This window comes from Pseudomonas sp. LBUM1671, from assembly GCF_059695685.1.
Map to the genome: position 1 here is coordinate 2951255 of NZ_CP166782.1, position 12415 is coordinate 2963669.

Genomic DNA, 12415 nt, shown 5'->3' on the forward strand with positions numbered 1-12415 from the left:
TTTCGATCGGGCATGAAAAAGGGCGTCCACCAGGACGCCCGTTAGTCATCGTTTATTTAGGCCGATAAGTTTCGGTCACTTGTGCGGTTTGATCGTTCGGAACCCTCAGTTCAATAGATCTGGTTTCGACGCCATTAGCCTGCTGTTGTTTGAGATGCAGGGTTTCGAAGTAATACCGCATGCGCTCGGCGCCGCCTTCGGCAAATGCGGTGGTCGAACCGAACATCATCAGACTGGCGAGGATCAACGCAGTACGTTTCATGGTTTGCCTCCCACTACGGATATCGGGTGCCTTTCATCCATGAACCAATGTTGCCGGGACATTATCCGCCGATTCCGGTATTTGGGAATCAACCGCGTTAAAGCTTCCAGTCCAGGCTCAAGGTGACCGTGCGCGGGTCGCCCCAATAGACGCCGTTGTAGAACCCGACGTTGTCGTAATACTTTTTGTCGAACAAGTTGTCGACGTTCAGCGAAGCGGACAGGTGCTTGTCGAACTCATACCGCGACATCAGCTTGACCACGGTGTAGGCCTCCTGGCGGATGTTGGTGCTGGCGGTGATGACCTCGCCATCAGCGCCACGACCGACCGGGCGTCTGGCGGCGCGGTAGACGTCGCTTTGCCAGTTCACCGCGCCGCCCACGGTCAGCGCCTGCCAGTCGCCGGGCAGGCGATAAGCGGTGGAGAAGCGGACCATGTTCAACGGCTGGTTGGTGTTGTTGCGCTGCTTCTCGCCATTGGCCGAGTGGGTGTAGGTGTAGCCGGCCGTCATGTTCCAGCCCGCCATCACCTCGCCGGAGATCTCGGCTTCAAAGCCCTGAACCTTGTTGCCTTTGCCGCCCGATCTGAAGAATTCCTCACCGGTGACCGGGTCTGGCGGTACGGAATCGTCGAGTTCGGCGACGTTGTCCTGCTTGCTCCAGAACACCGCAGTGGCGAGGTTGAGTCGCTCTTCCAGCAGGCTGCCCTTGAGCCCCAGTTCATAGTTGCTGCCGACCACCGGCTCGAGGTATGTGTGATTGCTGTCACGCTCGTCCTGCGGCTTGAAAATGTCGGTGTAGCTGACATACACCGTGTACTCGGGCGTTATGTCGTAGAGCAACCCGGCGTACGGCGTCCACATATCGTTGTGTTGCTGGCGGGTGGTTTCGACACTGCTCAGTTGCAGATTGCCGTCGTACTTGTTGGCCGTTTTCGAGATTTCCCACGTTCCGTAGCGACTTCCGAGGACTGCGTGCAGGTCGTCGGTCAGGGTCAGGCGCGTGGCCAGGTAACCGGCCTTTTGCCGGGTGCTTTCATCCGAGCCTTTCAGTCCGGTGACGGTGTCCGGGAATTTGGGAATGCCGCCCATGTACTTCCAGTCGGGAACCCTCTCGTAATCCGCCGACCGTGGGCCGTCTACGGTGTAGGGGTTGTCTTCGCTGCGTTCGGCTTCGCCATAGCCGATCATCATTTCGTGTTCACGACCGAACAGCGAATAAGGGCCGGACACGTTGAAGTCATAGGCCTTCATTTTCTGCGTGCCGACCATGTGGCTGACGTTGGCGAACATGCCGCTGCGATCCGCCTCGGGGAAACCGCCACCGCCGTAATAGATCTTGCCGTCGGTGTCACTCTCGCGGTGGGTGTAGGCCGCCTTGAGGTGCCAACCGGCACCCAGTTGCTGGTCCAGCGTGGCAAACGCGGTCTTGTCCTTCAGCGGCCAGGAACTCCACGGCGTGGCCATGTTGGTGGAGCGTCCGAGGTTGGCTTTGCTGCCGTCAGCGTTCCAGTACGGCACGGTGCCCCAGGACGTGCCTTGCACCTGTTTGTCCTGATAGTCGTAACCCACGGCCAGCACGGTGTCGTCGGTCAAATCGGCTTCGAGAATCCCGTAGCCGACTTCCCGTTGCAGCGCGTACTTGTCACGGTAGGAACCGCTGTCGCGATAGGCCAGCACACTGCGAGCGCGCAGGCGCCCGTCGAAGGCCAGCGGCCCGCCGACGTCCACATAGCTGTAGTAATCGTCATAGCTGCCGCCGCTGACACCGGTCTGGGCGGCCCATTGTGCGGTCGGCCGTTTGCGCACCATGTTGATAGTCGCGGAGGGATCGCCGGCGCCCGTGGTCAGGCCGGTCGCGCCGCGAACCACTTCGATGCGGTCGTAGATGATGGTGTCGGAATCGGACTTCATGTAGCTGAAGGTGTTGAGCATCCCGTCGATCTGGAAATTGTTGATCGAGTAACCGCGGGACGAATAGCTGACGCGGTCCGAGTCGTTGTGCTGAACCACCACACCGGTGGTCTGGCTCATGGCTTCGGACAACGTACCGAGTTTGAAATCGTCCATCTGCTGGCGCGTGACCACGGACACCGACTGCGGCGTTTCCTTTATCGACAGGTTCAGCCGCGTTGCGGTGCTCATGGCGCCGGTGGTGTACGACTCGGTGTTTTCGGTGGTAGTGCCCAGCCCCTGGGCGGTCACATTGGTGGCACCCAGTTCAAGGGTGCGGCTCGGTGCATGTTCCGGGGCGGTTTCAGCCAGCAAATCGGGGCTCAGGGCAGCACTGCACAGGCCCAGGGTAAAGGTCATGGAACGGGTGATAGGCGCGAACATCGCAGCCGACTCCTTGTCTTCGAGGGAAAAATTCCGTTTGTTCAAAGACGAAGGGGGGAGAGAGGATTTAGGTCTAAACGAGAATTATTGTTATTTTAAGGTGTTTCGGAGACGTTAAAGCGGGCGGCTGGTGTAAACCCTGTGGGAGCAAGCTCCCACTGGTTCCTCTACATAGTGAAAGATCGGAGCCGATCCCTCAGGACATCATTTCTGCGCGACTGACGGATCGGACGGCGTGCTTTTCGGTTTCATCAGGCTGAAATCGATCAGCGGGCGCGACTGACGTTCATATGGATTGCCGATCATCAACGGCCGCGGCGTGAAGCTGTCGCTGACCAGGCTCTTGCTGCGGTCCAGTTCATCAAAACTCAGGCCCGCCAGATCGGCCCAGGTGTGGATCAGCTGCGAACTGCTGTAAGGCCGCCCCAGGTCAGCGGCAAAACTCCAGTCGTGGGTTTCACGCCATTTCGGCGAAGCCCAGGCCATGAACGGAATGGTGTACATCGGCGCGGTCGGCTTGGCCTCGTTGCGCCCCAGCGTGCTGTGGCCCGCAGAGTCGAATACATCTTCGCCGTGGTCCGAGAGGTACATCAGGAAGCCGTTCGGATCGGACTTGGCGTAATCCTTGATCAGGCTCGAGACGACGAAGTCGTTGTACAGCACCGCGTTGTCGTAGCTGTTGTAGGTCGGCACCTGATCGTCACGCACGCCGTCCGGCACACCCTTGCGATCGGTGAACTTGTTGAAGGTCGGCGGATAACGGTACTGATAGCTCATGTGCGTGCCGAGCAAATGCACCACGATCAGCTTGCGCGGCGCGGCGTCCGCCAGGGCCTTGTTGAACGGCGCGATCACGTCGCCATCGTACTGCGCGGCATTCTGGTTGCGGTTGTTGTTCAGGTACACCTGCTCGTCGGCTTGTTCAGAGAACGTCGTGAGCATGGTGTTGCGCTTGGTCATGGTTTGCTGGTTGGTGATCCAGAAGGTCTTGTAACCTGCCTGTTTCATCATGCTCACCAAGGACGGTGTGGACAGGTAAAGGTCCGGGTTTTCTTCGTCGGCGAAGGTCAGCACCTGCTGCAACGCCTCGATGGTGTACGGGCGCGGGGTGATGACGTTGTCGAAGACCGCCATCTGATCCTTGAGCTTGTCCAATTCCGGCGTGGTTTCACGCGGGTAGCCGTAAAGGCTCATACGCTGACGGTTGGTGGACTCGCCGATCACCAGCACCAGGGTCGCTGGCTGGTTGGCCATCGTGTCCTTGAGGTTTTTTAGCGGTGGAATCTTGCTCGCGCTGTCGAGCATGTCTTGCATGCCGGCCAGGGTGTCGAGGTAACGGTGATACGCCACCGCCATCTGCCAAGGCACCGCCGGCTCGATACGGGTTTCGAATTTCTCGAAGCCGCCGGCCAGGCTGCCGGTGCGCGCGGTTTGCTTGATCAGCGGGTAACCGACCACGGCCACCAGGATCGCGGTTGCGGCAACCAGTGCGCGGCCGCGAGGCATGTACACCGGACGCAAGCGGGTCCACAGGAAATACGCGAACAGCGTGTGGGCGAGGAACGCCGCCACCATCCACCAGGCGAAATACTGGGTCATGTATTCGCCCGCTTCAGAGATGTTCGATTCGAACATGATGAAGATGACGCTCTGGGAAAATTCCTGCTGATAGATGAAGAAGTAACCCAGGCTGGCCATCGAACAGGCCCACAGCACCACGCCGATCAGCGCGGCCATTACCCGCGTCTGCTTAGGGAACAGCAGCATCGGCGCGAGCCAGATGGCGCTCATCACAAAGGCCTGGCGGAACCCGGTAAAACCGGAGGTGCCCGTCAGTTGGATCAGCAGTTGGGTAATGCCGGAAAAATACCAGAAGAACAGGAACAACCAGAGAAATCCTGCCCAATCGAAACCTTTCGCAGTCGTAGTGCTGCGTTTGAACACACTCATTCAGCGCTCCAGCCAAGAAATCACGTCGACACGTCGGGAGCCTTCCATGTTGCCGACGAACGGAAGCCGCGCGGATACCGAGCGGCCATAATTCGCGGGAGTATCAACAAGTTGATGTGAAAACTTTGTGAGTCGCCGCGAACGGCAAGACAGGCAGGGAAGCGGTGTCGGAAACAGCGGAGGGCTGTTTCCGGATCAAGCGAGGGGATCAGGCGTGTGGAGCACGCTGGGTAACGGGCAAGGGCTGTGCCGTAGAACTTTGTGTGAGTAAGCGCAGCTGCGCGAGCTCCTGCTTCAACAGGTCGCGCTCTTCTTTCAACTGGCGCAATTCATCACGACGGATCGTGACGTAAAGGGTTTGTGCTGGTCGTGCTGCTTGTACTGTGCCCATTGCTCACCTCGCAAATGGCTGTCTCAACTGTAAATCCGCCCCGACATCGGTGCTTATTTACTATCGGCACCAATTTTGATTTCTTTTGCCCCTGATGGGAACTTTTTTATTTTTCATGGTCGTTGTGTCTTCAGTTCGATTTCTGACGTTATCAGTCAGGATCGGGCACAATGCCCGGAAACTTCACGCCGGCGCTCTGGACTAACCCACATTAGTCGCGTTGGGCTATAACCTTTGACACACTTTATTTGTAGTAGGGAGCATCAGCACATGCAACTCGGGATTATTGGACTGGGCCGCATGGGCGGAAATATTGCGCGTCGCCTGATGCTCAACGGGCATACCACCGTTGTTTACGACCGCAATACCGCCTTCGTCGATACCCTGGCCGCAGAAGGCGCCAAGGGCGTCATCGACCTGCCGGCGCTGGTCGCAGGCCTGGCCAAACCACGTGCGGTGTGGGTCATGCTGCCGGCCGGCGCGCCGACCGAAGACACCATCGACACCCTGAGCACCTTGCTCGAAGCCGGCGATACCATCATCGACGGCGGTAACACCTTCTATAAGGACGACATCCGCCGGGCGAAAACACTGTCGGAGAAAGGCCTGCACTACATCGACGTCGGCACGTCCGGCGGCGTCTGGGGCCTGGATCGCGGTTACTGCATGATGATCGGTGGCGAAGCCGAGGTGGTAAAACGCCTTGATCCGCTGTTCGACAGCCTGGCCCCCGGCATGGGCGACATCCCTCGCACCAAGGACCGCAAGTCGGAAGACGATCGCGCCGAGCGCGGTTACATCCACGCAGGTCCCGCAGGCTCTGGCCATTTCGTGAAGATGATCCACAACGGCATCGAGTACGGAATGATGCAGGCCTTCGCCGAAGGCTTCGACATCCTCAAGACCAAGGCCAGCGAAAACCTGCCGGAAGACCAGCGCTTCGACCTGAATGTGGCCGACATCGCCGAAGTCTGGCGCCGTGGCAGCGTGGTGTCGTCGTGGTTGCTCGACCTGACCGCCGACGCACTGGCCAGCGATCCTAAACTCGACGGTTACTCAGGCTCGGTGGCCGACAGCGGTGAAGGCCGCTGGACCATCGAAGCCGCCATGGAGCAATCAGTGCCCGTACCGGTGCTGTCGAACTCGCTGTTCTCCCGCTACCGTTCGCGCGGCCAAGGCACCTTTGGCGACAAGATTCTCTCGGCCCAGCGCTTCGGCTTCGGCGGCCATGTGGAGACTGCGAAAAAATGACGCGTCTGATCCGCAATAAATCAAAGGCAGAACCCGCACCACCGACCACGCTGTTTTTGTTCGGTGCCCATGGTGACCTGGTCAAGCGCTTGCTGATGCCGGCGCTGTACAACCTGAGTCGCGACGGTCTGCTTGGCGATGGACTGCGGATCATCGGCGTTGACCACAACGCCATCAGTGACGAAGCCTTTGCGCAGAAGCTCGAAGATTTCATTAGGACTGAAGCGGCCACCAAAGTCGGCAAGGGCGATGAAGCCCTTGATCCGGCGCTGTGGGCCAAACTGGCCAAAGGCATCAGCTACGTCCAGGGCGACTTCCTGGACGACAGCACTTATCAAGCGCTGGCGGCGAAAATCGCCGCCAGCGGCACGGGCAATGCGGTGTTCTACCTGGCCACCGCGCCACGTTTCTTCAGTGAAGTGGTGCGCCGCCTCGGTGCCGCCGGCTTGCTACAAGAAACACCCGAAGCGTTCAGAAGGGTGGTGATCGAGAAACCGTTCGGCTCCGATCTGCACACCGCTGAAGCGTTGAACGCCTGTTTGCTCAAGGTAATGTCGGAAAACCAGATCTACCGGATCGACCACTACCTGGGCAAGGAAACCGTGCAGAACATTCTGATCAGCCGGTTCTCCAACAGCCTGTTCGAAGCGTTCTGGAACAACCATTACATCGACCACGTGCAGATCACCGCCGCCGAAACCGTCGGCGTGGAAACCCGTGGTAGTTTTTATGAACACACCGGCGCGTTGCGGGACATGGTGCCCAATCACCTGTTCCAGTTGCTGGCGATGGTGGCGATGGAACCGCCGGCAGCCTTTGGTGCCGATGCGGTCCGTGGCGAGAAGGCCAAAGTGGTCGGCGCGATACGTCCGTGGTCAACGGAAGAGGCGCGGGCCAACTCGGTGCGTGGCCAGTACACGGCTGGCGAACTCGATGGCAAACCCTTGGCCGGTTATCGCGAGGAAGCCAACGTCGCGCCCGACAGCAACACCGAAACCTACGTTGCGCTGAAAGTCATGATCGACAACTGGCGTTGGGTCGGCGTGCCGTTCTACCTGCGCACCGGCAAACGCATGAGCGTGCGAGACACCGAGATCGTCATCTGCTTCAAGCCCGCGCCGTATGCGCAGTTCCGCGATACCGAGGTCGATGAACTGCAACCGACTTATCTGCGAATCCAGATCCAGCCCAACGAAGGCATGTGGTTCGACCTGCTGGCCAAGCGGCCCGGGCCGGCGCTGAAAATGGCCAACATTGAGCTGGGTTTTGCCTACAAGGATTTCTTTGAAATGCAGCCGTCCACCGGCTACGAAACGCTGATCTACGATTGCCTGACCGGCGACCAGACGCTGTTCCAGCGCGCCGACAACATCGAGAACGGCTGGCGCGCCGTGCAGCCCTTCCTCGATGCCTGGCAGCAGGACGCGAGCGTGCAGCGCTATCCGGCCGGCGAGAACGGCCCGAAGACGGCTGATGAGCTGTTGGCCCGCGACGGTCGCGTCTGGCACAGCCTCGGATGAGTGAAGCCCCGCAACAGCCCATCCGTTTCCTGCTGAGCGACATGGACGGCACCTTGCTGCTGCCCGATCACAGCCTCAGTCAGCGCACCATTGAGGCAGTTCGTTCCTTACGCGAGGCTGGTGTGCTGTTCAGCCTGGCCACCGGCCGTCCACCCAAAGCCATGCTGCAGCAGATCGAAGCCCTCGGCGTCGACCTGCCGACGGCGGCGTTCAATGGCGGCACGATCGTCCATCCGGACGGTAGTTTGCTGGTTGCGCATTATTTGCCGGCCACCGCTGCGCTGACGGCGCTGGCACTGTTTGCCGATCAGCCGGACGTTGAAGTCTGGGTGTTCAGTGGCGGTGACTGGTTGCTCAAGGACGCGGACGGGCCGATGGTCCCGCGCGAGCAGCACGGTCTCGGCTATCCGCCGGTGGTGGTCGAGAGTTTCGAGCCGTTTCTGACGCGCATCGACAAGATCGTGGCTACCAGCAACAACACGCAATTGTTGATCGAGCTGGAGGCGCAACTGTTGCCGAAAGTGGAAGGCCAGGCGCAGGTCTCACGGTCGCAACCGGTGTACCTGGACGTGACGGCGATGCAGGCCAACAAAGGCGCCGCACTGGCGACACTGGCCGAGTTTCTCGGCGTGCCGCTGGAGCAGACTGCCGCGATGGGCGATGGCGGCAATGACCCGGCGATGTTTCATTGTGCCGGGTTGTCGATTGCCATGGGGCAGGCGGAAGAAGCGGTGAAGCGCCAGGCCGATGTGGTGACAGGCGCCAACACCGAAGACGGCGCGGCACAGGCGATTGAGCGGTATATCCTGCCCCGGTAAGTACACAACACCAATGTGGGAGTGGGCTTGCTCGCGAAGAGGCCGTGTCAGTCAATATTTATACTGAATGACACACCGCTTTCCCGAGCAAGCCCGCTCCCACATTTTGCTCGGTGTTTACAGCCAGTAACTGACGGCGTACCAACCCAAAACACCCATCACCACCGTATACGGCAACGCCATCAACACCATCCGCCCATACGACAGCCGAATCAGCGGTGCAATCGCCGACGTCAGCAAAAACAGAAACGCCGCCTGACCATTAGGCGTCGCCACGCTCGGCAGGTTGGTGCCGGTATTGATCGCAATGGCCAGCGTTTCGAAGTGCTCGCGGCTCATATGGCCGGAGACGAATGCCTGCTTCACTTCAGTGATGTAAATGGTTGCCACAAACACGTTGTCGCTGATGGCTGACAACAAGCCGTTGGCTATGAACAACATGCCCGGCTGCTGATCGGCCGGCAGCGCCAGCACCCACTGGATCAACGGCGTAAACAGCTGCTGATCGTGAATCACCGCGACCACTGCGAAGAACACCACCAGCAATGCCGTGAACGGCATGGCGTCCTTGAACGCGTTGCCGATGCGGTGCTCGTCGGTGATGCCGGTGAAGGCGGTGATCAGCACGATTACCATCAAGCCGATCAGCCCCACTTCAGCCACGTGAAACGCCAGGCAGCCAATCAGAATCAGTGCCGCCAGCCCTTGAACGATCAGGGCTGCGCGTTGGCGCGAGGTACGCTGGGCGTTGTCTTCGGCCGCATAATTGGCCAGTACCGCGCGCACGTTGTCCGGCAGCAGCGTGCCATAACCGAACCAGCGCAGTTTCTCCAGCAGCACGCAGGTCACCAGGCCGGCGACCAATACCGGCAATGAAACGGGCGCGACTTTCAGAAAGAACTCGGAAAAGTACCAGCCCATCTCGTGACCAATCAACAGATTCTGCGGCTCGCCAACCAATGTGCAAACACCGCCCAATGCCGTGCCCACGGCGCCGTGCATCAGCAGGCTGCGCAGGAAAGAGCGGAACTGGTTGAGATCGTCATGATGCAGTTTGGGCAGGTGCTGGTCATCGCTGAACCCACTGTCCTGACGCGGATCGTTGCCCGAGGCGACGCGGTGATACACCGAATAGAACCCCACCGCAGCGCTGATGATCACCGCCGTCACCGTCAAGGCATCAAGGAACGCCGACAGGAACGCCGAGAGAAAGCAGAACATCAGGGCCAGCAGCGCCTTGGATCGAACCCCCAGCAGCAAGCGCGAGAACAGGAACAGCAGCAGGTCTTTCATGAAGTAGATGCCTGCCACCATGAACATCAGCAGTAGGATCACCGGAAAGTTGTGCACCAGCTCGTCGTAGAGCGCCTGGGGCGTGGTCATTTTCAGCAGCAGCGCTTCGACCAGCAGCAACCCGCCGGGTATCAGCGGATAGCACTTGAGCGCCATGGCCAGGGTGAAGATGAATTCCAGCACCAGCAACCATCCGGCTGCCACCGGACCGACCGTCCACAACACCAGTACGTTAAGTATCAGGAAGCCGACAATGCTCGCCTTGTACCAGCGGGGTGAGTGGCCGAGAAAGTTGTGCGCGAAGGCGTGGGCCATTGAACCGGACATCGGCTACTCCTTGTATTCAGAAGCGCGCAACTTGCCGTAAGCCGAAGGGAAGATCAAGGGTGGGAAAATTCGTTGGCCTAACCGAGATAGCGCGCCACGATCGCCCGGTAGTTACCGTCCAGCGAATAACCCGCTACGACGATTCCTCCATCCGCTTGAACAGCCACCGACGTGGCGGTATCCAGGCTGCGGCCCAGGCGGGTGCGAACCCAGCAGGTGCCCTCGGCAAAGCCAGGATCCAGCTGTCCGCCCGGTAAATACCGGGCCAACAGAAAGTCGGCTTCAACTCCGCCAATCGTGGCGCCCACTGCCAGCACGCGACCGTCTGGCTGGAGCTGTGCGGCGTTCCACTGGCAACCGCTGCGCCCGATCTTCAGCAAGTGTGGCTGGCCACTGTTGCAATGAACGTCCGGGCGACCGTTGCTGTGCAGTTTCAGCGCCAGGCTATGCATCGGGTCGCGGCTGCTGCCAAAACACTGCAAATCGCCATTTTCCTGCTGGACGATCTGACTGACCTGAGCGCTGTGCCCCTCAACACTGAAGGTCATGAAACCATCCACGGCGAAGTGGTTATCCAGGCTGCCGTCGGGGAGGTAGCGCGCCAGCAAGCCTTCTTCAGGGAAATTGATCGAGCCGCCGACCATGATCCGACCGTCCCGCTGCACCATCAGGCTGCTGAGCCAGGAGTTCATCAGCAAATGCCGGACCATGACAAAGCCGCGGCCGTTGAAGGAGCTATCGAGCTCGCCCGTGTCGGTGAGGCGAATCAGCAGGCCCACGTGGTCGGCCAGTTCGAAGGGGTGATTGGCCAGCAGCAGGATGCGACCGTCAGCCTGAACCTGGACGTCGCAGGCTTCGGCTCCCGGGACGCCAGGAGGAAGCCAGGCGTCGCGCACGCCCCGTGACAGATTTCCCGGCAGGCGTATGACGCAGCATCCATCGTCGCCAAAATCTCTGAGTGGTTGACCTTGCGAGTCAAACATCGCCAGAGCCGGCAGTGTCTGGTGAGCGTCTTCATAGTGCAGGCCGGCGACCAGGATGTTGCCGTCTCCCAACACCAGGACCTTGCCCGCCATGGCCTCATAACCGCGCTGGAATTGCCCGATGACACTGCCGCGAGTACCGAATGCCAGGTCCGCCGAACCGTCTTCAAGCAAGCGAGCCAGGCCAAAGCAATGGCCGCCCCGAGTGCCGACTTTCGCCGCTACCAGAATGCGACCGCTGGAATCGATCGCCACGCTGTTGGCGATGCTCGACGTACTGGCGGCGAAATACACCTGGGTTTTGCCATTGGAGGCAAAATTTTTATCGAGGTGACCGGCCGTGTACTGCGCTGCAGGTCGGGCAAAAGCAGTCTGGTCTGGCATGCACGCGTCTCCTTGCGAGCTGACCGAAACCCGGGAACCGGGAGGGCAACTGCGTGTGCAAAACATTCAATCCCTGAACGCTCGATTGCACAACCGTAACAACTAACAGGTGGAGGGTCGCTTTGTGCCAGAACAGTGTCTTTTCGAACCACTGACAAGCCTGCCAAGTAATAAAGCCAAAAGATCGCAGCCTCGTTTCACTCGACAGCTCCTACAGGGGAAAGCGTATCCGTTGTAGGCGCTGTCGAGTGAAACGAGGCTGCGTGCGATCTTTTTTACGCTTTAAATGCGAAATTCTTAGTGCGGCATGGACCACGATTGCAGCATGTAACCTTCTTCGCTCAATTGGGCGCGAGCTTCTTCAAGAAGGTGTTCGAGTTGCGCCGGGTCGGTATAGGCGCTGCATGGGATTTGTTTGCGGCCGAGAGGGGTGCTGGTGCGATCGATCACCGTCAGGCAGAGTTCGCCGTTGCCGTCTTGTGGGGCCCAGGCCACGCATTGGAAAGGTTGGAATGCGCGGTCGGCAATCAAAAGAGCTTCGTTGATACGGAGCGGGGCGGTCATGGGGTCTTCTCTCTATTATGCCCAATCAAGTGACAGGCCGTCGGTTGGGCTTACCGTTCGGCTGGTTACTTGTACTGATGCCTTCAACCGGGGGTCAGGTCACACCCAAATCAAAAGAAATTTCAACTTTCTTTCATATACTCAACGCAGGGCGGTTTTTGAAAGCTGAGTGAAAGGTTGAACTCGTTAGGTAACTAACAAACCCGTTCTTATAACTAATAAAGCAATATCCCTATAGTCAAACGGTACAAGGTAGTGTCAAATTCTTGCTAATGTTACAGCCAGATCCGCCAAACGACTGTTTTTAATAATATTTCCTAAAGTTTGGCGTCAAGGA

The 12415-nt window shown here is 59.1% G+C and carries 10 protein-coding genes; 3 read left to right on the forward strand and 7 right to left on the reverse strand.

Annotated elements, in window-relative coordinates:
- Positions 1-52: 52 nt before the first annotated feature.
- The 4 genes from ACA060_RS13635 to ACA060_RS13650 form a co-directional block, all read right to left on the reverse strand.
- Positions 53-262 carry a hypothetical protein gene (locus ACA060_RS13635; RefSeq protein WP_109630869.1) on the reverse strand — a complete coding sequence of 70 codons (210 nt, stop codon included), beginning with the start codon at positions 260-262 and terminating at the stop codon, positions 53-55.
- Between the two features lie 97 nt (positions 263-359).
- Positions 360-2597 (reverse strand): TonB-dependent siderophore receptor, encoded by a 2238-nt coding sequence (locus ACA060_RS13640; protein WP_497317880.1) that lies wholly within the window; start codon positions 2595-2597, stop codon positions 360-362.
- A 204-nt stretch (positions 2598-2801) separates the two neighbouring features.
- Positions 2802-4547, reverse strand: coding sequence for a phosphoethanolamine transferase CptA (locus ACA060_RS13645; RefSeq protein ID WP_497317882.1), 1746 nt, complete (start codon positions 4545-4547; stop codon positions 2802-2804).
- Positions 4548-4755: 208 nt separating this feature from the next.
- Positions 4756-4938, reverse strand: a complete 183-nt coding sequence (locus ACA060_RS13650; protein ID WP_497317884.1) for a DUF6026 family protein — start codon at positions 4936-4938, stop codon at positions 4756-4758.
- Positions 4939-5208: 270 nt separating this feature from the next.
- On the opposite strand from ACA060_RS13650, the gene gnd reads away from it, so the two are divergent.
- Genes gnd through ACA060_RS13665 form a run of 3 tightly spaced genes read left to right on the forward strand, consistent with a single transcriptional unit; the run spans position 5209 to position 8527 of the window.
- Positions 5209-6189, forward strand: a complete 981-nt coding sequence (gene gnd, locus ACA060_RS13655; RefSeq protein WP_497317886.1) for a phosphogluconate dehydrogenase (NAD(+)-dependent, decarboxylating) — start codon at positions 5209-5211, stop codon at positions 6187-6189.
- A complete protein-coding gene (gene zwf / locus ACA060_RS13660; protein WP_497317888.1) occupies positions 6186-7709 on the forward strand; it encodes a glucose-6-phosphate dehydrogenase in 1524 nt (507 codons plus the stop codon). Before gnd ends, zwf begins: the two co-directional genes overlap by 4 nt.
- On the forward strand, positions 7706-8527 hold the full coding sequence (locus ACA060_RS13665; RefSeq protein ID WP_497317890.1) for an HAD family hydrolase: 822 nt from the start codon (positions 7706-7708) through the stop codon (positions 8525-8527). Before zwf ends, ACA060_RS13665 begins: the two co-directional genes overlap by 4 nt.
- A 117-nt stretch (positions 8528-8644) precedes the next feature.
- Here the strand turns inward: ACA060_RS13665 and nhaB are convergent, their stop codons facing one another.
- The 3 genes from nhaB to ACA060_RS13680 form a co-directional block, all read right to left on the reverse strand.
- The gene (gene nhaB / locus ACA060_RS13670; RefSeq protein ID WP_497317892.1) at positions 8645-10147 is read right to left on the reverse strand and encodes a sodium/proton antiporter NhaB; all 1503 of its coding nucleotides are present in this window, start codon (positions 10145-10147) and stop codon (positions 8645-8647) included.
- A gap of 77 nt (positions 10148-10224) precedes the next feature.
- Positions 10225-11514 carry a hypothetical protein gene (locus ACA060_RS13675; RefSeq protein ID WP_497317894.1) on the reverse strand — a complete coding sequence of 430 codons (1290 nt, stop codon included), beginning with the start codon at positions 11512-11514 and terminating at the stop codon, positions 10225-10227.
- A 297-nt stretch (positions 11515-11811) separates the two neighbouring features.
- Positions 11812-12078, reverse strand: a complete 267-nt coding sequence (locus tag ACA060_RS13680; protein WP_497317896.1) for a DUF1652 domain-containing protein — start codon at positions 12076-12078, stop codon at positions 11812-11814.
- Positions 12079-12415: the final 337 nt, after the last annotated feature.